We start from the raw sequence: 22,888 nt of genomic DNA on the forward strand, positions 1-22,888 counted from the left end.
AAGAGAGGTCCCATGTCTCCGGCCGCTGGCGCGCGCACGCGCACCGCCACCACCATCGTCGCCCTCGCAGCCCTGCTGCTCGGCACCCTCGTCGCCGTCCTGGGCACGCACACCCCCGCGGACGCGGCGGACCCGCCCGCGCCGGGTGGGTCCGAGCGGCGCTACGCCCCCGGCATCGACCCCACGCTCCCCGCCGACGCGACCGTCCGCGGCACGGTCCTCGGCCCCGACGGCCTGCTGCGCGACTACGTGCTCGTCGAGGCGTTCTCCGTGCTCGACCCCGGCGGTGAGCCGGTGGCCAGCGACCTCACCTACGAGGTCGGCGACCTCGCCTCGCACGGCGCCTACACGCTGCACGTCCCGGCCGGCGACTACCTCGTCCGCTTCTCCTCGCCCGACGGGGTGGCGCCCGCCCTCGAACCCGCCTACTACGGCGGCGGCGCCGGTACGACGGTCACCGTCGCGCCCGCGCAGGACCTGCTCCTGGACGCCGTCGCACTGGAGCGCGACCGGGGCGTGCCGGTCACCGGACGGGTGCTGGACCAGGACGGACGTCCGATGGGAGGCATCCGGGTCAGCCTGGTCCGATCGGTGAGCGACCTGGAGTACTCGGTGCGGTCCCAGGTCTGGACCGACGACGACGGCGCCTTCACCTTTCCCGCCGTCGACCGCGGCCGGACCTTCACGATCTCGGTGTACGGCGCCTACGACATCGACGAGACGCGCCTCGGCCTGCCCACGACCTGGTTGGGCGGCGCACCCAGCATCATCGATGCCGAGACCTTCACCCTCGGCTCTCGTTCCCCCGGGCGCAGCGTCGGTGATCTCGTGCTCCGTTCGGGCACGCCGGTGACCGGGACGATCACGCTGCGGGACACCTACGCCCAGGGAGTCGACGTCGCCCTCGTCCATCTCAACGCCGAGGGCGATCGCGGCTGGGTCGTGGCCTGGGCCTGGCTTCCCAACGGTGTCCGGCGCTACCGCTTCTCGGCTCTCCCCGGCCGCTACACCCTCGCCGCCATTCCCGCCGACGGACCCGATGAGGGTGAGACCTTCTTCCTCGGTGACACCACCGACCTCGGGGAGGCACAGAGCTTCCTCGTCGGGGACCAGGCGTACGACGCGGGGTCGATCCCGGTCGGACCGGGAGCCACCCAGGTCACGTTCCAGCTGTTCGACCGCGATGGCGGGCCGGCCGACGGCGACCAGCTGTGGGCCGGCTTGGTCGATCGCGACGGCACGGTGCTCAGCCGAGCGACCGGTCTCGGCGGCGGGCGCTACCAGGCCAAGGTCCGGTGGAACACCGAGTTCACCGTCTACGTCTACGACCAGGTCCGGAAGGAACGCCGCTATCTGGGCGGCGGCACCGTACGCCGCGAGGCTCGGTTCCTGTCGGCCTCCCCCGAGTCCGCGACGCTCGACGTCGGCGCGATCTCGTTCCAGCTGCCGGCGCCCACCGCCGCGACTCCGACTGTCCGCGGCACCGCACGCGCGGGCCAGCGCCTCGCCGTCGACGTCCCGACGTGGTCGACCAGCGAGGTCAGGTCGGCCTTCCAGTGGCGGCGCGACGACGTCCCGATCGACGGCGCCGTCGATGCGTCGTACCAGCTGACGAGCGCCGACGTCGGGCACGTCGTGTCGGTACGGATCACCGGATCGGCCTCGGGTCGAGCACCGGGGGTCGTGACGTCACCGGGTCTGCTCGTCGGCGCCGGCGAGGCACCTACGGCCACGACCCCGGCGCCGACGGGGACCGCACGCAACGGGCACGTCCTCACCGCGCCCTCACCGGACTGGTCGCTTCCTGAGGTGAGCTCGACCTACCAGTGGCTGCGAGACGGTCAGCCGATCCGCGGCGCCACGTCCGACTCCTACCTGCTGCGGACCCCGGACGTCGGCCACCGGATCTCCGTGCGCATCACCGGACACCGGCCGGGGCACGAGACCGGCACCGTCACCTCGGCGGCTGTGCCCGTCGGGCTGGGCGACCCGCCGCCGGTCCTCCAGCGGGGCTTCATCAGGGGCTCGTCCGACCCGGATGGCGGGATCGTGCGCCTGAGCCCCACGATCTGGCCAGCGGACGCCACCTCGACCCTGCAGTGGTACGCCGACGGTCGCCGCGTGCCCGGCGCCACGAGCACCACCCTGCGGCTCAGCCCTCGACTCGCCCGGACCACCCTGACGGTCGTCTCGACCGCGACCCGGGTCGGCTCCGTCTCGGCGACCAGCACCAGCTACTCGTTCCGGGTCTGGTTCGCTGCGCCGCGCATCCGACTGACCGCGCGAGGCAGCAAGGTGACCCTGCGGGTGAGCGCACCGGGCGGCCTGCCCACGACCGGGCGCGTCGTCATCCACCACGACCGGCGGATCGTCGCGCGCACCATGCTCACCGCTCGGCAGCACGGCGTGACGACCATCGACCTGGCCCGGCTGGGCCGTGGCCGGCACACCGTCCGGGTGAGCTACGGCGGCAACGACCTCGTCGGACCCACCGGTGGAAGACCGCTGAAGGTCGACATCGAGTAGCCGCAGACGCAGAACGGCCCGCCCGGATCGCTCCGGGCGGGCCGTTCGTCGTACGTCGTCGGCTAGAACTGCGCCGTCGGCGTGGGGTCGACCTGGCTCGTCGGCGGCGCCGCGGGCGGGGCCGGCGGCACGTCGTCGCCGAGGGTGACCTCGCGCTGCTTGGAGACGTAGACGGCGACCGCGATGATCGCCACCGCCACCAGGGCGATGAGGATGCGGACGATGTCGTTCTGGTCGTCGCCGACGCTCAGCGACACGACGGCGCTGGCGATGAGCAGCGAGACCAGGTTCATCACCTTGATCAGCGGGTTGATGGCCGGGCCGGCGGTGTCCTTGAACGGGTCACCGACGGTGTCGCCGATGACGGTCGCCTCGTGAGCGGGCGAGCCCTTGCCGCCGTGGTTGCCGTCCTCCACGAGCTTCTTCGCGTTGTCCCAGGCCCCACCGGCGTTGGCGAGGAAGACCGCCATCAGGGTGCCGGTGCCGATCGCGCCGGCCAGGAAGCCGGCCAGCGCCGTGACGCCGAGGCCGAAGCCGACGGCGATCGGGGCGAGCACGGCCAGGATGCCGGGCGTGATGAGCTCGCGCAGCGAGTCGCGGGTGACGATGTCGACGACCTTGCCGTACTCCGGCCGGCCGGTGCCCTCCATGATGCCCGGGATCTCGCGGAACTGGCGTCGTACCTCGTAGACGACGGCGCCGGCGGCCCGCGCCACGGCGTTGATGGCCAGGCCGGAGAAGAGGAACACCACGGCCGCGCCCAGCAGGACGCCCACGATCACCGCGGGGTTGAAGACGCTGAAGTCGAGCAGGTAGAACTCGTCGTCCGCCACGTTGGCATCGGCGAGCGACTCGGCGACCGCGGTGGCGTAGGAGCCGAAGAGCGCCGTCGCCGCGAGCACCGCCGTCGCGATCGCGATCCCCTTGGTGATCGCCTTGGTGGTGTTGCCGACCGCGTCGAGCTCGGTGAGGATCTGCGCGCCGGCGGGGCTGACGTCGCCGGACATCTCGGCGATGCCCTGGGCGTTGTCGGAGACCGGGCCGAAGGTGTCCATGGCGACGATGACGCCCACGGTGGTCAGCAGGCCGCAGCCGGCGAGCGCGACGGCGAACAGCGAGACCGTGAGCGCAGCGCCGCCGAGCAGGTAGGCGCCGAAGACGGCGGCCCCGATCACCAGGGTCGTGTAGACCGCGGACTCGAAGCCGACCGACAGGCCGGAGAGGATGACCGTCGCCGCGCCCGTGAGCGAGGTCTTGCCGACGTCCTTGACCGGCTTGTACTCGGTGCCGGTGTAGTAGCCGGTCAGGGCCAGGATGCCCGCAGACATCACGATGCCGATGACCACGGCGGAGGCGGCGATGAAGCGCGGATCCCCGTCGGCGTTGACCAGGTCCGCGGAGATGTTGTCGAAGTCCGCGAAGCTGCCCGGGAGATAGACGTAGGACAGCACGATGCTGGCGACGGCCGCGATGCCGGAGGAGAGGTAGAACGACCGGTTGATGGTCTTCAGGCCGTTCTCGCCGGCCTTCGGAGTCGTCAGGTAGACGCCCGCGACCGCGGTCAGGGCACCGATCGCCGGGATCAGCAGCGGGAAGACCAGACCGGCGTCGCCGAAGGCCTGCGAGCCGAGGATCAGGGCCGCGACCAGCGTGACGGCGTACGACTCGAAGAGGTCGGCGGCCATGCCCGCACAGTCGCCCACGTTGTCGCCCACGTTGTCGGCGATGGTGGCAGCGTTGCGCGGGTCGTCCTCAGGGATGTTGTTCTCGACCTTGCCGACCAGGTCGGCACCGACGTCGGCGGCCTTGGTGAAGATGCCACCGCCGACCCGCATGAACATCGCGAGCAGCGCGGCACCGAAGCCGAAGCCCTCGAGCACGTCGGGCGCCTCGTCCTGGAAGAACAGCACGACCAGGCTGGCGCCGAGCAGGCCCAGGCCGACGGTGAGCATGCCGACCATGGCCCCGGTCCGCAGGCCGATCCGCATGGCCGGCTCGCGTCCGGTGGTCTCGGCGGCGGCCGCGACCCGGAGGTTGGCGCGCACGGCGAGGTTCATGCCGAGGTAGCCGACGGCCGCGGAGAATCCCGCCCCGACGATGAAGAACACGGACCGGAAGATCCGGACCACGGCGTCGTCGGCCGGCAGCACCAGGAGCGCGAAGAACGCGATGCCCGCAAAGATCGCGAGGGTCCGGAACTGTCGCGTCAGGTAGGCGTTCGCTCCTTCCTGCACGGCCTGGGCGATGGCCTTCATGTTGTCGGTGCCTTCACCGGCAGCAAGCACTTCCTGGCGGAACATCGCCGCCATCGCCAGCGCGCCGAGCGCGATGAGGGCGACGACGATGACCAGGACGAGGTTGCCGCCGGAGACTTCCACGACAGCGGGAGCGATCCCCGTCATGTGTTTCCTCCTGCAGTAGCTGGGTGGCGTGACTCAGGTCAGAACGAGCCGGAGTCTACGCAGATGAGACCTGCGTCACGCACGTTCGTGTGACCTGGACCACACGGCGAGTCGTCAGCAGCACGTCCCGGCACGACATCCGGGTACGACGAACGCCCCGACGTCCGCGGTGGACGACGGGGCGTGCTGGCTGAACGGGTCAGCTGCTGGCGAGGGCGGCGTCGGCGGAGTCGTGGATCACGAACACCTTCGCGAGGCCGGTGATGCGGAAGATCTTGAGCAGGCGGTCCTGGGTGCAGACGAGGTGGAGCGACCCGTCGTGGGCACGCACCTTCTTCAGTCCACCGACCAGCACACCGAGGCCGGTGGAGTCGAGGAACTCGACGGCCTCCATGTCGATCACGATGTCGTAGACGCCGGCTGCGACGAGCTCGGTGATCTTGTCGCGCAGCTTGGGCGCGGTGTAGACGTCGATCTCGCCGCCGACGGCAACGATGGTCTTCCCATCGACGTCGCGCGTTGCAAGAGTGAGGTCCACGTGTACTCCCCTGGAGGATATTTCCGACCGGCACCTGGGTGGCGGAACGACACGCGCCCGACACCCGGCCTGGACAATGAAACCATGCCGAACGCTCGCGCGCACAAAGAAGTAAACAGTGCGGGACGACGGACGGCCAGGTGACCCCCTCCGGGCGGCACCGGTGTCGGTGCCCTTTGCCAGGATCGGGAGCGTGACGACGACGGCCACCACCCCCCGCAGCAGGACCCTCCTGCCCGGCCTCGTCGAGCGTCTCGCCGCCGTGCCGGGCCGCGAGGACCGACTCACCCACGTCGAGGTGCTGCCGGCCCGGGCCGGCGTGCGCGCCGACTGGCCGGAGTGGGCCGCCGCCGAGGTGGTCGAGGCGTTCGGTCGCCGCGGCATCACCAGCCCCTGGCGTCACCAGGCGGTGGCCGCCGACGCGGCGCACGCGGGCCAGCACGTCGTGCTCGCGACCGGCACCGCCTCCGGCAAGTCGCTCGCCTACCAGCTGCCCGCGCTCTCCCGGGTCCGCGCCGCGCGAGGTGCGCGCGGCCAGCGCGGCGCCACGGTGCTCTACGTCGCGCCGACCAAGGCCCTGGCCCAGGACCAGCTGACCTCGTTGACGGGGCTCGGCCTCGACGTACGGGTGGCCACCCACGACGGCGACAGCCCGCGCGACCAGCGCGACTGGACGCGCGACCACGCCGAGTACGTCCTGACCAACCCCGACATGCTCCACCGCTCGCTGCTCCCCGGCCACGCGCGCTGGGCGGCGTTCTTCGGCTCGTTGAGCTACGTCGTGGTCGACGAGTGCCACCACTACCGCGGCGTCTTCGGCGCCCACGTCTCCCACGTGCTGCGGCGACTGCGGCGGGTCTGCGCGTCGTACGGCGCGCACCCGACGTTCGTGCTCGCCTCCGCGACCGTCGCCGAGCCGGAGGTGGCGGCCGGCCGGCTCACCGGCCTCGACGTGCTGGCCGTGACCGGCGACGACTCCCCGCGCGGCCAGGTCTCGCTGGCCCTGTGGGAGCCGCCCTTCACCGCCCACACCGGCGAGAACGGCGCCCCGGTCCGCCGGGCCGCCTCCTCCGAGACCGCCGACCTGCTGGCCGACCTGGTCCTCGCCCAGGTCCGCACCCTCGCCTTCGTCCGCTCCCGTCGCGGCGTCGAGCACGTCGCCCTGACGACCGCCGAGCTGCTTGCCGAGGTCGACCCGTCCCTCCCCGGTCGGGTCGCGGCCTACCGCGGCGGCTACCTGCCCGAGGAGCGGCGGGCCATCGAGGCGGCGCTGCGCCGCGGCGACCTGCTCGGGCTGGCCGCCACCAACGCCCTCGAGCTCGGCATCGACGTCGCCGGCCTCGACGCCGTGCTGATGGCCGGATTCCCGGGGACCCGGGCCGCCCTGTGGCAGCAGCTCGGCCGGGCCGGCCGCGACGGCCAGGACGCGCTCGGGGTGCTCATCGCGCGCGACGACCCGCTCGACACCTACCTCGTCCACCACCCCGAGGCGCTGCTCGGGCAGCCGGTCGAGGCCACCGTCTTCGACCCCGGCAACCCCTACGTCCTCGGCCCGCACCTCTGCGCCGCCGCCCAGGAGATCCCGCTCACCGAGGCCGACCTTCCGCTCTTCGGTCCGGGCGCCCGCGAGGTCCTCGACGGACTGACGGAGGCCGGGCTGCTGCGCCGCCGCCCGCACGGCTGGTTCTGGACCGACCGTCGCCGCGCGGCCGACCTGGCCGACATCCGCTCCGCCGGCGGCGCGCCCGTCCAGCTGGTCGAGACCGGCACCGGCCGGGTGATCGGCACCGTCGACGCCTCCAGCACCCACTCGACCGCGCACGCCGGCGCGGTCTACGTCCACCGCGGTGAGACCTGGCTGGTCGACTCGCTCGACCTCGACGAGCACGTGGCCGAGATCCGCCGGGCGGATCCCGACTACTCCACGTCGGCGCGCGAGGTCACCGAGATCACCGTGGTCGGCGAGCGCGAGCACCGCGACTGGGGCGGCTGCCGACTCTCGTTCGGGGACGTCGACGTCAGCCATCAGGTGGTCTCGTTCCTGAAGCGGCGCCAGCCCAGCGGCGAGGTGGTCGCCGAGGTGCCGCTCGACCTGCCGGTCCGCACGCTTCGCACCGCCTCGGTCTGGTGGACCGTGCCCGGTCACGTGCTCGCTGAGTCCGGGCTCGCGGCGAGCGACCTGCCCGGCTCCGCCCATGCGGCCGAGCACTGCTCGATCGGACTGCTGCCGCTCTTCGCGACCTGCGATCGCTGGGACATCGGCGGCGTCTCGACCGCGCTCCACCCCGACACCGGGATGCTGACCGTCTTCGTCTACGACGGCCACCCCGGCGGCGCGGGCTTCGCCGAGCGGGGGTTCCGGGCCGCCCGGTCCTGGCTCTCGGCGACCCGTGAGGCGATCGCCTCCTGCACCTGCCTGGAGGGCTGCCCCTCCTGCATCCAGTCGCCCAAGTGCGGCAACCAGAACAACCCGCTCGACAAGGCCGGCGCGACCGCTCTCCTCGACGTCCTGCTCGAGGGCGCTCCGCCGGACCTCACGGAGCAGTAGCCTCAGCGCATGCTGCTTCTGGGTCTCATCCTCATCGGCGCCGGCGCGCTGGTCATCGTCGCCACCGTCTTCACCGCCGAGATCGACGGACGACACCTCGAGGTCCTGGGCGTGACGGTGAGCCCGCTGGCCCTCTTCCTGCTCGGTGTCGGCGCCGGTCTGGCCGTCCTGTGGGGCTTCGGCATCCTGAAGTACGGCACCAAGCGCTCCCTGCGCCAGCGCCGGGAGTCGAAGAAGCTCGAGGAGCTGTCGGAGAAGCTCGAGATCGCCGACCGCGAGCGGCACCGCGACAACGACGACGCCGACCACGACCGCAGCTGATCCACCCCGCACCGACCTGACCGCTCACGCCGGCCCGGCCCGGGCCTCGGCCTCCGGGTCGGTCGCGAGCACCCGCCACCGCGGCCCGTCGACGCGCAGGCCGACCGTGGCCTCGAACCCGTCGACGTCGCACCGGGTGATCTCCGCCCCGTTGGCGCCGGCCACCCGGTCCGCGGCCGCGCAGCCGTCCCCACCCTCGGCCAGCGCGGTGGCGGCCGCCAGCGCCGCCAGGTCGGCCGCCGACTGCGCCGACCGGTGGGCCACGACCAGGGCCGCCACCGCGCCGAGCGCCGCCCCGAGGAGCAGCAGCACCCCGAGGAACGCCAGCGCCGGCACGGTGGCCGAGCCCCGCTCGTCGCGAACGCCGCTCACGGCCCCTCCTCCTCGGCGGCGGCGACCGCCTCGGCCCGGACGGTGACCCCCGGCAGGAACCCGAAGAGCCCGCCCGGGCCGTGCACCTCCCCCGACGCGACCACCCGCACCTCGTCGCCGGAGCGACTCAAGGTGACCGTGGCTCCGGCCGGCGCCACCCGGCGTCCCCGGGCCACCGCCTCGCCCTCGGCGTCACCCCGGGCCGCGGCCCGGGCGGTCTCCCGCGCGGCGTCGACGACCCGGACCTGAGCCGCCCCCACCGCGAGGAGCCAGACCAGGCCGATGGTGACCGCGACCAGGATCGGCAGGGTCATCGCCAGCTCGGCCGTCGCCGCCCCGCGGTCGGTACGTCGGGGGCGGCGGGTCATCCGATGCCCAGCAGGCCGAGCACGTGGTCGAACAGGGTCTGCAGCAGCTGGTCGCCGAAGCCGCCGGTCAGCATCTTGTAGAGCAGGCCCGCCAGGCCCGCTCCGGCCGCGGTGCCGACGGCGTACTCGGCGGTGGTGATCCCGCGCTCGTCGCGGACCGGGTGGACGGGCCGGGCGGGGGACGTGTGGTCGTCGTGCATGAGGTCTCCTCCTCGTCGTGGCCACGGGGTGCGGCCGGTGGAACGAGCCTGCGGCGCGGACCGGGTACGGCGCCGCCCTCGTCGTCAGCCCTGTGGAACGTCGTGCCGGAGCAGCACCGGTGGACGGTTCGTGGCCCATCGCTCACAGCCCGACCGTCCCGAGGAGCCCAGCGACGAGCGGCACGATGCCGATCAGCACGAAGGCCGGCAGCAGGCAGAGCCCCAGCGGGAGCGCGGCCTTGACGCCGACCGCCCGGGCACGGTCCTCGACCTCGGCGCGAGCGGTCGCGGCGAGCTCGTCGGCCAGCCGCTCGACCGACCGGACCACCGGCGCTCCGGAGACCTGGGCCCGCGCCAGCGCGCGGCCGAGCGGGCCCAGTGCGTCGTCGGCCGCCAGCTGCTCCCAGACCCGCACCGGGTCGGCGCCAAGCGCGAGCCGCGCGGCCACGGGCGCCAGCCGGTCCGCCGCGGCGCCGGGGAGCGCGGCGCACACCACGCCCACCGCCTCGCCGGTCGCCGCGCCCGACCGGAGGGCCGACCCCAGCAACCCGACGACGTGGGGCAGGTCGGCGCGGGTCTGCTCCCGGCGCCGCCGGAGCTCCGCGGGCTCGGCCCGACCGATCACCACCCAGACCCCCACGCCGGCGACCGCGCCGGCGACGGGCCCCGCCGGACCACCGACGAAGACCGCGCCGGCCAGCCCCGCGAGCAGGCACCAGAGCGAGCGGTAGCGCAGCATCCAGTCGCGACCACCGTCCTCGGCGGGCGAGGGGACGGGCGGACCGTCCCGCAGCCGCGGCCGCGCCGGGAGCAGCAGGGCCACAGCCAGCGCAGCAGCGAGCGCCGACAGCGCCACGGTCCCCGGCACCGTGCTCACCCGACCCGGTCGACGTCGCGGGCGAGCGCCTCGATCCAGGCCAGCCCGGCGACCCCGAAGCCGAGCCCTCCCGCGAGGCACGCCAGGCCGACCGGCTCGCCGAGCAGGAAGCCGAGCGGATCCCCGCCGGCGCCCGAGCCCATCAGCAGCGCGACCACCGGGAGGCCGGCGACCAACCGCGCCGTGGAACGGGCCGAGGCCAGCTCGCCGCGCACGACCCGTCGCGTCGCCTGGCCCGCCCGCAGCCGCTCGGCGACCCGGTCGACGGCCTCGGCCAGGCCCTGGCCGGTGCGGTGCGAGACCTGCCAGGCCGCCGCGAGGTGGCGGAGGTCGCCGGCGCCCGGCCGGCCCGCCACCTCGCGCCAGGCGCCGGGGACGTCGGCGCCCACCGTGAAGGCCCGGGCCACGGGATCGAGCTCGGGCCAGCCTGCGGCGGCCCGCGAGAGCGCGGGGCCGGGCGGCTGACCGACCCCCAGGTCACCGGCCAGCTGCTCGCAGGTCTCCAGTACCCGGACCGCCGTACGCTCCGCCGCCAGCCGCGCCCCGCGCTGGCGCCACAGCGCCGCGCCCGCGAACCACGCCGCGCTGGCGACGACCGCGAGGGCCAGCACCCGCGGTGAGGCACCGGCCACCAGCACCACCGCCGGCAGGACGCCGAGCGGTAGCAGGGTGCGGACGCCCGGTCGTCGGTCGGGCGGGCGCGGGAGCCGGGCCGGACGACCGACCAGCAGCCCGGCCGCGAGCGCGGCCGCGAGGACGGCGACGGCCGTCACGACGCGTCCGCCAGGGCCCGCTCGAGCCGGGCCGCCGCCGGGCCCGTCACCTCGCGTCCGTCGGCCTCGAACCGTACGGCGGTCTCCATCCGCACCAGCCCGCCCTCGTCCCGAGCCGGGACCGCGACCTCCCGCAGCCGACGGGTGCCGTCCCGGTCCCGGACCAGGTGAAGGACCAGGTCGACGCCGGAGGCCAGCTGACTGTGGGCGGCGTGGCGCCCGAGCCCGGCGGCCAGGGCCAGCGCCTCCACCCGAGCGGGTACGTCGGCCGCGGAGTTGGCGTGCAGGGTGCCGCAGCCGCCCTCGTGGCCGGTGTTGAGCGCCGCCAGCAGGTCGACGACCTCGCCGCCCCGCACCTCGCCGACCACCAGCCGGTCGGGCCGCATCCGCAGCGCCTGGCGGACCAGCGTGCGGACGTCGATCGCACCGGCTCCCTCGATGTTGGCCGGGCGACCCTCCAGCCCGACCACGTGCGGGTGGTCGGGCCGCAGCTCCGAGGCGTCCTCGACGACGACCAGCCGCTCCTCGTCCGGGACGGTCGCCAGCAGCGCGGCCAGCAGGGTGGTCTTGCCGCTGCCGGTGCCGCCGCTGACCAGGAACGCGAGCCGCGCGGCCACCACGGCGGCCAGCAGCCGGGCCGCTCCGGGACCGAGCATCCCGGCGCCGACCAGCCCGGTCACCGTGAACTGGCGCGCGCTGGGCACGCGGAGGGAGAGGACCGTGCCAGGCCGGGCCACCGGGGCCAGGACGGCGTGGAAGCGGGTGCCGTCGGCGAGCCGGACGTCGGCGTACGGCGAGGCGTCGTCGAGTCGTCGCCCGGCGGTGGCGGCCAGCCGCTGGGCCAGCCGGCGGACCGCCTCGTCGTCGGGGAAACGTACGTCGGTCGCCTCCAGCCCGTCGCCCCGGTCGACGTGGACAGCGCCCGGACCGTTGACCAGCACGTCGGTCACGCCGGGCAGCCGGAGCAGCGGCTCCAGCGGCCCCGCGCCCAGGACGTCGCGCCGCAGCGCGTCGTGGACGGCCAGGACGGTCGCGTCGCCCACCGGCCGGCCGGCGCGTCGCAGGGCCTCGGCCACCCGGTGCGGCGTCAGGTCGCCGGCCCGGCTGACCAGGTCGTCGCGGACCGCCTCGAGGACGCCGGCCGGCAGGTCGGCCGTCACGCGGCGGCCCGGGTCAGGGCCATCCGGTCCAGGACCGCGCCGGCGCTCCGGCCCAGCGGCCCGCGCCAGGACCGCACCGGGCCGAGCCCGAGGTCGATCGCCTCGTCGAGCCCGCGCTGGTGGCCCATCTGGGTGAGCACGGGGACGCCGGTCGCCCGCGCCACCTCCGCGGCGTCGAGGCCGCTGCCGCGGACCACCAGCCGGACCGCGCCCCGGTCGGGCAGCCGCCCGCAGACCCGACCGGCCGAGGCGACGCCGGCCACGGTCGGCGCGACCAGCACGAGCACCAGGTCGCAGCGGGCCGCGACCTCGTCGATCACCGGATCGGCCACCCGGGGCAGGTCGACGACGACCGTGTCGTGGCCGCGCTGGGCCGCCGAGAGGGCCTCGCGCACCGCGAACGCCTGGAGCGTGCCGCGGGAGCCGGCGTGCCAGGTCAGCGCCCCGACGCCGTCGCGGCGCGGCAGCGCTTCGCGCAGGGAGCGGGCGCTGAGCCGCCCGGTCGTCTGGCAGAGCGCGTCCCAGCGGATGCCGTCGCGCGACTCCACTCCCAGCACCCGGTCGATGCCGGGGCCGAGCGGGTCGGTGTCGACGACGACCGCGGGACCGCCGCGGCCCGCGACCTGGCCGAGCGCGCAGGCGAAGGTGGTCGCCCCCGCCCCGCCGGACCCGCCGGTGACCCCGATCGTCAGGCCCCGGGCCGGCCGGTCGTCGCCGAGGTCGGTGAGGACCTCCACCAGCCAGGCGTCGGAGCGCGGCAGGTCCGTGACGCTCTCGGCGCCGACCTCGAGGGCCAGCCGGAACAGGCCGTCCGGAGAGGTGCCCCAGGACATCAGGTGCAGGCCACTGCGGCGGGGCGGGCCGAGGCGGGCCATCTCCAGGGCCAGGTCGGCCCCGAGCAGCACGAGCGGAGCCGCGGTCCAGGCGCGCAGCGCGGCGCCGACGTCGGAGGCGACCTCCGGGGTGACACCGGCGGCCGCGGCCAGCCGGAGCAGCTCGTCGAGGAGGGTGTCGTCGCGGGTGACGAAGAGGGGTGGGTTCATGGCGAGGACGTTCCCCGCCCGCACCGACCGGTCATGCCGGTCCCGGGTGGGCCTGGGGACGACGCCTGCGGGAGCGCCACCTGTGCACGGTTCGTGGCCCGCTCCGTGCCTCGGGTCTCTACGATGAGGGCATGACCGCCCCGGTGCCGAAGCCCACCGCCGCGTTCTTCGACCTCGACAAGACGATCATCGCCAAGTCGAGCACCCTGGCGTTCAGCAAGCCGTTCCAGGCCGGCGGACTGATCTCCCGGCGGGCCGTGCTGCGCTCGGCGTACGCCCAGTTCGTCTACCTGGTCGGCGGCGCCGACCACGACCAGATGGAGAAGATGCGGCAGTTCATGTCGCAGCTCTGCGCCGGCTGGGACGTCGCCACGGTCCGCGAGATCGTCGCCGACACGCTCCACAACATCGTCGACCCCCTCGTGTACGACGAGGCCGTCTCGCTCATCGAGGAGCACCACGCGGCCGGTCGCGACGTCGTCGTCGTGTCCGCGAGCGGGATCGAGGTGGTGGAGCCGATCGCCGAGATGCTCGGCGCCGACCTGGTCATCGCGACCCGGATGGAGATCGCCGACGGCAAGTACACCGGCGAGATCGCCTACTACGCCTACGCCGAGGAGAAGGCTCGCGCCGTCAGCGAGCTCGCGGAGCGCCGCGGCTACGACCTCGCGCAGTCCTACGCCTACAGCGACTCGGTCACCGACGTCCCGATGCTCGCGGCCGTCGGTCACGCCTTCGCGGTCAACCCCGACCGCGACCTGCGGCGCGCCGCCCAGGACCGCGGCTGGCCGGTCCTGGTCTTCACCCGGCCCGTGACGCTGCGCAGCCGGGTCCTCCCGCCGCGACCGGCGCTGGCCGCGCTAGCCGTCGGCGGGGTCGTCGCCGTCGGCGGCGTCATCTGGGCCAACGCCCGCAAGCACCGCCGCTAGCGGCGAAGAGGCAGGAACCTTCCACCTGCCGCCACCCCCGCCGGCGCGCCTAGCGTCCCCGTATGGAGACGATCGACGCCCCGGGTGAGCAGGGTCCGCAGGTCGGCCTGCGCCTCGTCACGACGTACGACGACACGACGCGTCGCGTCGACCTCGCACTGCGCGGCAGTCACGGCCTGCTGGTCGAGGACGGCGTCGCGACCCCGTTCCCGGTCGAGCGGCTCTGGCCGGTGGTCCGCGACCTGCTGCCGCCGCTCGAGCACCTGCGCGCCGACCCGCCGTCGACGCGGCACCGCACCGGCGGCCCGCCCGGTCCGACCTTCGTCGAGGACTGCCGCGCGTCGGTGGTGCTGGCGACGGTGGCCGGCAGCGCCGAGTCCGAGCACGTCAGCGTCCGCACCTGGCTCGCGACCGGCACCGAGCTCTGGTCGGTCACGCCGGGCGCGTCCGGCAACGACGTCCGGCAGGCCCAGCCCGGCAGCCTCGCCGAGCTCCTCGTCTGGGACGTCACCGCCGCGATGGAGGCCCTGGTCCGGGCCCTGGAGGCGGCGTCGTGACCACCCTCGGGATGGACACCGACGCCGCCCGCAACGCCAGCAACGACCTGCAGGGCGGCGCCGACCAGATCACCGGCCTGGCCCAGCGCCTCGACGGGCTGCTGATGCAGCTGGAGTGGAACGGCCCCGACGCCGAGCGGGTCCGGGCCAGCTGGCAGGAGCAGGAGCGCCGCCAGCTCGACTCCACCGCCGAGCACCTCACCTCGCTCGTCACCCTGATCCGCCAGGAGGCCGACGCCCAGGACCACGCCTCCGGCCAGGCCTCCGGTGGTACGACGGGCGGCGGCGTCGACGGCACCCTCGAGCAGGAGCAGGCCGACGGCGGGATCACCGGCTGGCTCGGCGCCCACCTCGGCGCGTTCTTCCAGGGCGTCGGCCGCACGCTCGACGGTGCCGGCGACCTGGTGGGCAAGCTCGGCGACGTCCTGTCCGGCGAGGACGTCCCGGTCGCCGCGATCGCCGCCAGCGCCCTGACCACGGTCGGCTCGGCCGCCGGCGCGATCTACAACGGCATCACCGGCGAGGACCAGGGCTGGTTCAAGGAGGGCCCGGGCCTGGCCGGCACCCCAAGCGCCGTACCGACCGACCCGACGCAGGCCAGCCAGTTCCAGCCCGCGCTCACCACCCCCACCGACCTGCCGTCGCTGATGCAGGGCGTCTCCGACGGCTACCAGGTCGGCGAGGGGCCGGGCAGCACCGGCGACGTGCGGATCACCCGCGTCGACAACGGCGGCACCCCGGCGTACGTCGTCGCGATCCCCGGCACCGAGAACTGGTCCCCGGCCGGCGGCGGCCAGCCGCGCGACCTCACCGCGAACCTCTCCCTGGTGGCGGGCAGCCCGTCGGCGGCGAGCGAGTCGGTCGAGCAGGCGATGCAGGCGGCGAACATCCCGGCCGGCTCCCAGGTGCTGCTCGTCGGCCACAGCCAGGGCGGCATCATCGCCGCCAACCTGGCCAGCGACCCCGCGTTCGTGGAGCGGTACGGCGTGACCAACGTGCTCACGTACGGCGCCCCGATCGACCACGTGGCCGTCGCGCCGGGGGTCGGCGTGCTGCAGGTCCAGCACGGTGCGGACGTCGTACCCCGCCTCGACCTGGGGGGCGTCGGCACCTCCCACCCGCAGGCGCCGACGGTGACCCTGGACAGCCCCGGCGGCTTCTGGCAGCCGGGCGTGAACCACAGCTACACCGAGTACGCCCAGTCGGTCCGCGACGAGCTCGGGGCCGACACCGACGCGGGTCGTATCCTCCGGGAGTACCAGGCCACGCTCGCGCCGTTCCTGGTCGGACCCGGGGGCTCGGCGAGCGCGGTGGACGTCCCGGTGAGCAGAGGAGACTGACGTGTCGGCGCTGTCGCGACTCTTCGGCTCCCGCCCCGACGCGGCCGCCGTCGCGGAGCGGCTCGCCGCGGCCGTCAGTGCGGTCCCGGGGGTCGGCGCCCACGACGTCTCCTACAACCACCAGCAGTACGCCGGCGGCGCCGTCAGCGGCACCGTCGACGTGCCCGACAGCGAGACGTTCGTGGTGGTGCTGCGGGCCGTGACGAGCACGCTGGTCGGTCAGCTGGGCAAGGACGCGGACCGGGTGACGGTCTACCTCGCGGGCCGCACGCCGGACAGCGACAGCGTCGTCCCCGGCGACCTGGGGTTCTCCCAGCCACCCCTCGGACGCGAGCTGGTCCGCCGCTTCTCGGGCTGAGGCCTCCCCCTCCGACGGACGAAAGTCAAGGGTTGAACCCCCGGGTCGAGGGGCGTAGACAAGGACTCACACAACTCCAGAGACGTACACGTGAGCCGGGGTACCCACGCGGCGACCTACCCTTCCTACAGGGTGCTCGCCAACCGGATCTGCCGGTGGCAGCAATTGGAATGTGCACGCTTGGTAGCCGACGGTCTCTCGTGTCAGCGGTGGCGTCCGAGTCGGTCTCGACTCGGGCGCCACCTGCATCTCGAGGACTACTCCGCTGTCCGCCGCAGCGGGCTGGCCTCCGCGGCAGCGGCGTACGCCTCGGCGGCGTAGAGCAGCCAGGCGTGCACGCCCGCCTGGGTGGCGCCGGCGTACCCGCGCAGGTTCGACTCGTACGCCGGCCGCAGCGCGAGGTGCGCCGCCTCGGGCACGATCAACGACTTCTCGTCGACCCCGCGGGTCGTGAGCACCAGCCGCTCGGCGGCGCGGGCGATGATCCCGTTGTGGGAGGCGAACGGCGCCGTGGTCGCGAGGCCCGCGTGCACGACCGCCGCGACGACCAGCGCCGGCACCTCGGTGGGAGCGGTCAGCATCCCGGCCAGGTCGCGCAGCCGGCCGGCGGACTCCGCGTCCCGGGGCCGCCCGAGCCGCTCGGGCTCCACCGAGCCGGACGCGGCGACCGCGTGCAGCCGGGCCAGCGCCTGCAGCGGGGCGGTCCGCAGGGTCGGCACCAGGCCGAGCAGCTGCGTCGAGAGGCGCACCGCGTCGCGCGCGATGTCGTCGCCCCGGCCCTCGCGCACCTCGGCGAGCGACGAGGCCGACCCCTCCAGGACGGCGCTCGCGTGGGCGCCGCGGAGCAGCGACTCGGCCGTCGTCTCCGGAGAGGTACGCCGGAGCCCGCGGTCGCGCAGCACCACGTCGATGCCGTCGCGGGCGGCGGCGTACGCGCTCGGGACGCCCTCCAGGGACACCAGCCACGCAAGGGGATCGGCGGTCACGGACGGGAGGCTACCCGCGCGTTAGCCTGGACCGGATGAGTGACCTCCACGCCCGTTCCTTCGGCGCCGTGGCCGACGCCTACGACCGCGGCCGGCCGTCGTACCCGCGCGACGCCGCGGCGTGGCTGGTCGGCGAGCAGCCGACCACCGTCCTGGAGCTGGGCGCCGGCACCGGCAAGCTCACCCGGCAGCTCGTCGACCTCGGCCACGACGTGCACGCCACCGATCCCGACGAGGCGATGCTGGCGATCCTGCGCCGCGACCTGCCCGACGTGCGGACCACCGTCGGCGGCGCGGAGGAGATCGCCGCCCCGGACGCGTCGTACGACGTGGTGGTGAGCGCGCAGGCCTTCCACTGGTTCGACCTCGACCGGGCGCTGCCCGAGATCGCGCGCGTCCTGAAGCCCGGCGGCCGGCTGGCGCTGGTGTGGAACGAGCGCGACGAGCGGATCCCGTGGGTGAAGAAGCTCGGCCGGATCATCGGCACCCAGGACCGGGCGACCGACCCCACCGAGCCGGTGTCGACCTGCGGGCACTTCGGCTTCGTCGAGGACGCGGTCTTCAAGCACTGGCAGGGCGTCGACCGCGAGTCGATCATCGACCTGGTCCGCTCCCGCTCGAACGTCGCGGTGCTCGACGAGGAGGCGCGGGCCGCCAAGCTGGAGGAGGTCCGCGCGTTCTACGCCGACTACGGCCGCGGCATGGACGGGATGCAGCTCCCCTACGTCGTGCGCTGCTTCCGCTCGGTCGTGGCCGACCGGATCGTGCGGCACGCGCCCGCGGTCGAGGAGCCGGTGTCCTCCGACGACGCGACCCCGATGGAGACCACCTCGGACGGCACCGACACGGACATGCTGCTCATCGACTTCCGCTGAGGGGGCACTCCCTGGGGGCGAACACCTCGCTCCACCCCCGGTATCGCCGGGATCAGGCGACGTTCGCCCCCGGGGAGTGCCCCGCCCCGATCCGACGCAGGCAGGCTCGGACCCAGTCCGGCTCGTGCATGACCTGCCACCAGGTGAACCGGAGCACCGTCCACCCGGCGACGACCAGGTCGGTGTAGCGGCGACAGTCGCTCTGGAACGCGTCCTTCCCCGCGTGGAACTCCCAGGAGTCGGCCTCCAGGACCAGCCGACGCTCGCGGTCGACCAGGTCGGGTCGCACCGTGCGGTCGCCGAGGTCGATCTCCCCCTGCGGCAGCACGTCGAGCCCGGCCTCGACGGCGAGACCACGCAGCACGGACTCGAACGTGTTGGCGGCCAACGGCGACGCGAGCTCGGCGACCCGGACCGCCCGGGCGGCGCCCTTGCCCCGCACGGCCCGAGCAGCGCGGACGACGAGCTCGTGGTCCACCCCCGCGCGCAGGGCGGAGTCGGCCACGGCGAGCGCCTCCGGGAAGGCGCAGCGCCGGGCGCAGTCGACGACGGTGCGCACCGGCGAGGTCACGAACCCGGACTCCTCGGACAGGTCCGCCCAGAGGACCTGGGCGCGGCGCTCTGCGGGCACCTGCCGGTTGCGCGGCACCGTGACCCACGGCGACGACGGCGCGTGCGGGATCTCCCAGCCATGCAGCTGCGCGGCGCTCAAGTGCGAGGCCATGCCGCGCAGCTCGACCGCGCGTCGCAGCGCCCGGTCCGCGTCGGAGGTGCGGTAGCGCCCGCGTCCCACGCGGACGATGTCACCGCGTTCCTCAGCGAGACGAACCCGCTTGGGCGAGGTCAGCCGGACCAGTACGGCGGTCGTCGCCACGCCGCCCAGCTCGGCCATCGCCTCCAGGACCTCCATCCGTCCACCCTCACGCGGATCCGCGGGCGACGCGCGCCGCTCTCCACAGGGCGGTGATCGGGGTCACGTCGGCGATGATGTCGCCATGGGTCGGGCCTGGCGACGTACGCACCTCGGGAGCGAGTCGGACCGCGCCACCTTCCGGACGCTGCACACCGCGTCGCTGGCCAGCCCGGCGCTGCGGGAGGGATTGACCACCACCAGCGCGGAGCGCTCGATCCGGCACCTGCGCGCGCTGCTCGGCACCCCCGCGCTGGCGCTGACCGACACCGCCGGGCCGCTGGCCTGGGACGGCGGCGGCCAGCAGCACCACGAGCGTCGTACGGCGGCGCTGGCGGTCGCGACCATCGAGGCCGGCGGGACCCGCAGCTTCGATCGGAGCGAGGTGGGCTGCGAGGTCGGCGGCTGCCCGATCCGGACGGCGATCGCCAGCCCGCTGGTGGTCGACGAGCGGGTGGTGGGGACGCTGCAGGCGTTCGCGCCGTCCCCGACGGCCGGGCTGGCGCGGGCCACCGACGAGGTCGCGGGATGGGTGTCGGGACAGCTGGAGCTCGCGGAGCTGGACGCGAGCCGGACCCGGCTGATGGAGGCCGAGGTCCGCGCCCTGCGGGCGCAGATCAGCCCGCACTTCATCTACAACTCGCTCGGGGCGATCGCCAGCTTCGTGCGGACCGACCCCGACCGGGCCCGCGAGCTGCTGCTGGAGTTCGCCGACTTCACCCGCTACTCGTTCCGCCGGCACGGCGAGTACACGACGCTGGCCGAGGAGCTGCGGTCCATCGAGCGCTACCTGCTGCTCGAGGAGGCGCGTTTCGGTGACCGGCTGCGGGTCACCCTGAACGTGGCGCCGGAGGTGCTGCCGGTGGTCGTGCCGTTCCTGTGCATCCAGCCGCTGGTCGAGAACGCCGTGCGCCACGGGCTGGAGGGGCGCGGCGAGGGCGGGCACATCCGGATCAGCGCGCGCGACCAGGGCCAGGAGGCGGTGATCGAGGTGGAGGACGACGGGATCGGCGAGGACCCCGAGCGGGTACGACGGGCGCTGGCCGGCGACGCCTCGCTCGACTCGGTCGGCCTCGGCAACGTCGACGCCCGGCTGCGCAACGCCTACGGCGACGAGCACGGGCTGATCGTCGAGACCGCGCCCGGAGCCGGCACACGGGTGGTCGTGCGGGTGCCCAAGTTCGCGCCGGGGGTGAGCGTGTGAAGGTCCTCGTGGTCGACGACGAGCGGCCGGCCCTGGACGAGCTGGCCTACCTGCTCGGGCAGGACCCCCGGGTGGCCGAGGTGCTGACCTGCGACAGCGCGACCGAGACGCTGCGGGTGCTGCAGGAGATCGAGGTGGACGCACTGTTCCTCGACGTGCAGATGCCGGGCCTGAGCGGGCTCGAGCTGGCCCAGGTGCTGGCCCGCTTCAAGGAGCCGCCGCCGATCGTCTTCGTGACCGCCCACGAGGAGCACGCGGTCGAGGCGTTCGAGCTGCGGGCGGTCGACTACGTCCTGAAGCCGGTGCGCGCGGACCGGCTCGCCGAGGCCGTACGACGGATCGCCGACGGCGCCTCCGACCGTGGCCCGGCCGGCGACCTGCAAGTGCCGGTCGAGCTGGGTGGGGTGACCCGGTTCGTGGCCCGGTCGACGATCTCGCACGTCGAGGCGCAGGGCGACTACGCGCGGCTGCACACCGCCGACGGGTCCCACCTGGTCCGCGTCCCGCTCTCGCAGCTGGAGGAGGAGTGGGCGCCGGCCGGGTTCGTCCGGATCCACCGCTCGCTGCTGGTCTCGCTGGCCCACGTGGACGAGGTGCGGATGGACGCGGGGCGGTGCACGGTGGTGGTCGCGGAGGCCGAGCTGCAGGTCAGCCGGCGGCACACCCGGCAGCTGCGGGACCTGCTGCTGAAGCGGGCCGGGTCGTGACCGAGCGGGTGCGGGTGACCGGACCGCCGCGCCGTCGTACCGCCGATGCGACCGCGCGCTCGTCGCGCGCCCGCGACATCGACACCGACACCCGCCTCGGCGAGATCTACCTGGGCTCGCTGCTGCGCGCGCAGCTCGGCCTGGCCGCGCGGGTGCTCGGGGTGCTGGCGGTGACGGTCGGGTCGTGGCCGCTGGTCTTCCACGTCTGGCCCGACCTGGCGGCGGTGGAGGTGGCCGGGGTGCCGGTCGCCTGGCTGGTGCTGGGGGTGCTGGTCTACCCGTTGCTGGTCGGCCTGGGCTGGTGGTACGTCCGCCGCGCGGAGCGCAACGAGCGGGCCTTCGTCGACCTCATGGACACCCGCCCGTGAGCCCGGCCCCGGGGATCGTCGCGATCGTGCTGGTCACCGTGGCCACGCTGGCGATCGGCACCTGGGGCCTGCGGTTCTCGCGGACGACCAGCGACTTCTTCGTCGCGTCGCGCTCGGTCAACCCGCGGCTCAACGCGAGCGCGATCGGCGGCGAGTACCTCTCCGCCGCGTCCTTCCTCGGCGTCGCCGGGCTGGTGCTGACCTTCGGCGCCGACATGCTCTGGTACCCGATCGGCTGGACCGCGGGCTACCTCGTGCTGCTGGTCCTGGTCGCGGCCCCGCTGCGCCGCTCGGGCGCCTACACGCTGCCCGACTTCGCCGAGGCCCGGCTCGGCTCGCGCGGGGTGCGGGCGGTCTGCTCGGTGCTGGTCGTGGCCATCGGCTGGCTCTACCTGCTGCCGCAGTTCCAGGGCGCCGGGCTGACCCTGCGCTCGGCCGTCGGCGCGCCCGTGTGGGTCGGCCCGGTGATCGTCGGGCTGGTGGTGCTGGTCAACGTGACCTCGGGCGGGATGCGCTCGATCACCTTCGTGCAGGCCTTCCAGTACTGGCTGAAGCTCACCGCCCTGCTGCTGCCGCTGATGGTGCTGCTGGTCGTCTGGGCCGGCGACGGCACCCCGCCCGCGGCGCGCGAGGTCGCCGGCTGGTCGGTGCCGCTGGCCGACGGGGGCGGGCAGGGGCTCTACCTCACCTACTCGCTGATCGTCGCCACGTTCCTCGGCACCATGGGCCTGCCGCACGTGGTGGTCCGCTTCTACACCAACCCCGACGGGCGTGCGGCCCGCCGTACGACGCTGGTGGTGCTGGCGCTGCTCGGCGTCTTCTACCTCCTGCCCCCGGCGTACGGCGCCCTCGGGCGGGTCTACGCGCCGGAGCTGGCCGCGTCCGGGCGGTCCGACGTCCTGGTGCTGGAGCTGCCGCGGCTCGTCGTACCTGGACCGCTCGGGGAGGTGCTGACCGGGCTGGTGACCGCCGGCGCGTTCGCCGCCTTCCTCTCGACCTCGTCGGGCCTGGCCATCGCGGTCTCCGGGGTGCTCACGCAGGACGTCACCCAGCGCCGGCTGCGCGGCATCACGGCGTTCCGGGTGGCGGCGGTGGTCGCCGTGCTCGTCCCCGTCCTGGTCGCGCTCGCGGTGCCGAACGTGGGCGTCGCCCGGGCCGTCGGGCTGGCCTTCGCGGTCGCGGCCTCGACCTTCTGCCCGCTGCTGCTGCTCGGCATCTGGTGGTCCCGGCTGACCGCGGTCGGCGCGGTGGCCGGGTTGGTGGCGGGCGGGGTCGGCTCGGGCGCGGCGGTGGCCTGGACCCTGGCCCCGGCGTCCGCCTCCGGGTGGGTCGGGGTGCTGCTCGAGCAGCCGGCGGCCTGGTCGGTGCCGCTGGCCTTCGCGACCATGGTCGGCGTCAGCCTGCTCACCCCCGGCCGGATCCCTCCGCACACCCGCCGGCTGATGGTGCGCCTGCACACGCCCGAGGCGGTCGAGCTGGACCGGGGCTAGCGCTGGTTGAGGCCTCGAAACACCCGCAGCCCGACC

At 74.5% G+C, this 22,888-nt stretch carries 23 protein-coding genes; 12 read left to right on the forward strand and 11 right to left on the reverse strand.

Translation table 11 applies throughout. The features are described from left to right. Window positions 1-12 precede the first annotated feature (12 nt). Window positions 13-2,526 carry a hypothetical protein gene (locus BLT76_RS08825; protein WP_090853960.1) on the forward strand — a complete coding sequence of 838 codons (2,514 nt, stop codon included), beginning with the start codon at window positions 13-15 and terminating at the stop codon, window positions 2,524-2,526. Window positions 2,527-2,588: 62 nt separating this feature from the next. On the opposite strand, the gene BLT76_RS08830 is transcribed toward BLT76_RS08825, so the two are convergent. Together BLT76_RS08830 and BLT76_RS08835 are read right to left on the reverse strand one after the other, a co-directional pair. Beyond that, entirely contained in the window at window positions 2,589-4,928 is a 2,340-nt protein-coding gene (locus tag BLT76_RS08830) for a sodium-translocating pyrophosphatase (RefSeq protein WP_090853964.1), read from the reverse strand. 199 nt (window positions 4,929-5,127) lie between these two features. Then, the gene (locus tag BLT76_RS08835; RefSeq protein ID WP_090853966.1) at window positions 5,128-5,466 is read right to left on the reverse strand and encodes an anti-sigma factor antagonist; all 339 of its coding nucleotides are present in this window, start codon (window positions 5,464-5,466) and stop codon (window positions 5,128-5,130) included. A 193-nt stretch (window positions 5,467-5,659) separates the two neighbouring features. Here BLT76_RS08835 and BLT76_RS08840 point away from each other — a divergent pair, with 193 nt between their 5' ends. Together BLT76_RS08840 and BLT76_RS08845 are read left to right on the forward strand one after the other, a co-directional pair. Next, the gene (locus tag BLT76_RS08840) at window positions 5,660-8,014 is read left to right on the forward strand and encodes a DEAD/DEAH box helicase (protein ID WP_244509326.1); all 2,355 of its coding nucleotides are present in this window, start codon (window positions 5,660-5,662) and stop codon (window positions 8,012-8,014) included. Window positions 8,015-8,023: 9 nt separating this feature from the next. Next, complete coding sequence (locus BLT76_RS08845) at window positions 8,024-8,335, forward strand: hypothetical protein (RefSeq protein ID WP_090853969.1); 312 nt, start codon at window positions 8,024-8,026, stop codon at window positions 8,333-8,335. Window positions 8,336-8,359: 24 nt separating this feature from the next. Here BLT76_RS08845 and BLT76_RS08850 read toward each other — a convergent pair whose 3' ends face one another. The 7 genes from BLT76_RS08850 to ssd form a co-directional block, all read right to left on the reverse strand. Continuing rightward, on the reverse strand, window positions 8,360-8,707 hold the full coding sequence (locus BLT76_RS08850) for an Rv3654c family TadE-like protein (RefSeq protein ID WP_090853972.1): 348 nt from the start codon (window positions 8,705-8,707) through the stop codon (window positions 8,360-8,362). After that, window positions 8,704-9,075, reverse strand: a complete 372-nt coding sequence (locus BLT76_RS08855) for a TadE family type IV pilus minor pilin (RefSeq protein ID WP_090853974.1) — start codon at window positions 9,073-9,075, stop codon at window positions 8,704-8,706. The genes BLT76_RS08850 and BLT76_RS08855 overlap by 4 nt, the downstream gene beginning before the upstream one ends. Then, the gene (locus tag BLT76_RS08860; protein WP_090853976.1) at window positions 9,072-9,275 is read right to left on the reverse strand and encodes a DUF4244 domain-containing protein; all 204 of its coding nucleotides are present in this window, start codon (window positions 9,273-9,275) and stop codon (window positions 9,072-9,074) included. The genes BLT76_RS08855 and BLT76_RS08860 overlap by 4 nt, the downstream gene beginning before the upstream one ends. Before the next feature lie 142 nt (window positions 9,276-9,417). Then, window positions 9,418-10,152, reverse strand: a complete 735-nt coding sequence (locus BLT76_RS08865) for a type II secretion system F family protein (RefSeq protein ID WP_244509327.1) — start codon at window positions 10,150-10,152, stop codon at window positions 9,418-9,420. Beyond that, window positions 10,149-10,925 (reverse strand): type II secretion system F family protein, encoded by a 777-nt coding sequence (locus BLT76_RS08870; protein WP_090853978.1) that lies wholly within the window; start codon window positions 10,923-10,925, stop codon window positions 10,149-10,151. Before BLT76_RS08870 ends, BLT76_RS08865 begins: the two co-directional genes overlap by 4 nt. After that, entirely contained in the window at window positions 10,922-12,085 is a 1,164-nt protein-coding gene (locus BLT76_RS08875; RefSeq protein ID WP_090853981.1) for a TadA family conjugal transfer-associated ATPase, read from the reverse strand. Before BLT76_RS08875 ends, BLT76_RS08870 begins: the two co-directional genes overlap by 4 nt. Next, window positions 12,082-13,128, reverse strand: a complete 1,047-nt coding sequence (gene ssd, locus BLT76_RS08880; RefSeq protein WP_090854520.1) for a septum site-determining protein Ssd — start codon at window positions 13,126-13,128, stop codon at window positions 12,082-12,084. The genes BLT76_RS08875 and ssd overlap by 4 nt, the downstream gene beginning before the upstream one ends. Window positions 13,129-13,259: 131 nt before the next feature. Between ssd and BLT76_RS08885 the strand changes: the two genes are divergently transcribed. The 4 genes from BLT76_RS08885 to BLT76_RS08900 all read left to right on the forward strand — a co-directional run bounded on the left by BLT76_RS08885 (window position 13,260) and on the right by BLT76_RS08900 (window position 16,312). After that, window positions 13,260-14,057, forward strand: a complete 798-nt coding sequence (locus BLT76_RS08885; protein WP_090853984.1) for an HAD family hydrolase — start codon at window positions 13,260-13,262, stop codon at window positions 14,055-14,057. Window positions 14,058-14,119: 62 nt separating this feature from the next. Next, the gene (locus BLT76_RS08890) at window positions 14,120-14,614 is read left to right on the forward strand and encodes a hypothetical protein (RefSeq protein WP_090853986.1); all 495 of its coding nucleotides are present in this window, start codon (window positions 14,120-14,122) and stop codon (window positions 14,612-14,614) included. Next, window positions 14,611-15,954 (forward strand): alpha/beta hydrolase family protein, encoded by a 1,344-nt coding sequence (locus tag BLT76_RS08895; protein ID WP_090853989.1) that lies wholly within the window; start codon window positions 14,611-14,613, stop codon window positions 15,952-15,954. The genes BLT76_RS08890 and BLT76_RS08895 overlap by 4 nt, the downstream gene beginning before the upstream one ends. A gap of 1 nt (window position 15,955) precedes the next feature. After that, window positions 15,956-16,312 (forward strand): hypothetical protein, encoded by a 357-nt coding sequence (locus BLT76_RS08900; RefSeq protein ID WP_090853992.1) that lies wholly within the window; start codon window positions 15,956-15,958, stop codon window positions 16,310-16,312. Between the two features lie 257 nt (window positions 16,313-16,569). Here the strand turns inward: BLT76_RS08900 and BLT76_RS08905 are convergent, their stop codons facing one another. Beyond that, window positions 16,570-17,298, reverse strand: coding sequence for an oxidoreductase (locus BLT76_RS08905; protein WP_090853995.1), 729 nt, complete (start codon window positions 17,296-17,298; stop codon window positions 16,570-16,572). Window positions 17,299-17,333: 35 nt separating this feature from the next. Between BLT76_RS08905 and BLT76_RS08910 the strand changes: the two genes are divergently transcribed. Then, window positions 17,334-18,173, forward strand: a complete 840-nt coding sequence (locus BLT76_RS08910; RefSeq protein ID WP_090853998.1) for a class I SAM-dependent methyltransferase — start codon at window positions 17,334-17,336, stop codon at window positions 18,171-18,173. Window positions 18,174-18,225: 52 nt separating this feature from the next. On the opposite strand, the gene BLT76_RS08915 is transcribed toward BLT76_RS08910, so the two are convergent. Further along, on the reverse strand, window positions 18,226-19,083 hold the full coding sequence (locus tag BLT76_RS08915; RefSeq protein WP_090854002.1) for a DUF559 domain-containing protein: 858 nt from the start codon (window positions 19,081-19,083) through the stop codon (window positions 18,226-18,228). A gap of 85 nt (window positions 19,084-19,168) precedes the next feature. Between BLT76_RS08915 and BLT76_RS08920 the strand changes: the two genes are divergently transcribed. The 4 genes from BLT76_RS08920 to BLT76_RS08935 are packed head-to-tail and all read left to right on the forward strand — an operon-like array spanning window position 19,169 to window position 22,852. Next, entirely contained in the window at window positions 19,169-20,287 is a 1,119-nt protein-coding gene (locus BLT76_RS08920; protein ID WP_090854005.1) for a sensor histidine kinase, read from the forward strand. After that, window positions 20,284-20,994 (forward strand): LytR/AlgR family response regulator transcription factor, encoded by a 711-nt coding sequence (locus BLT76_RS08925; RefSeq protein ID WP_090854008.1) that lies wholly within the window; start codon window positions 20,284-20,286, stop codon window positions 20,992-20,994. Before BLT76_RS08920 ends, BLT76_RS08925 begins: the two co-directional genes overlap by 4 nt. Next, window positions 20,991-21,362, forward strand: a complete 372-nt coding sequence (locus BLT76_RS25355) for a DUF485 domain-containing protein (protein WP_139175455.1) — start codon at window positions 20,991-20,993, stop codon at window positions 21,360-21,362. The genes BLT76_RS08925 and BLT76_RS25355 overlap by 4 nt, the downstream gene beginning before the upstream one ends. Next, entirely contained in the window at window positions 21,359-22,852 is a 1,494-nt protein-coding gene (locus BLT76_RS08935) for a sodium/solute symporter (protein ID WP_090854011.1), read from the forward strand. Before BLT76_RS25355 ends, BLT76_RS08935 begins: the two co-directional genes overlap by 4 nt. The last annotated feature ends 36 nt before the right edge of the window (window positions 22,853-22,888 follow it).

This window comes from Nocardioides lianchengensis (genome assembly GCF_900101465.1).
Lineage (GTDB): Bacteria > Actinomycetota > Actinomycetes > Propionibacteriales > Nocardioidaceae > Nocardioides > Nocardioides lianchengensis.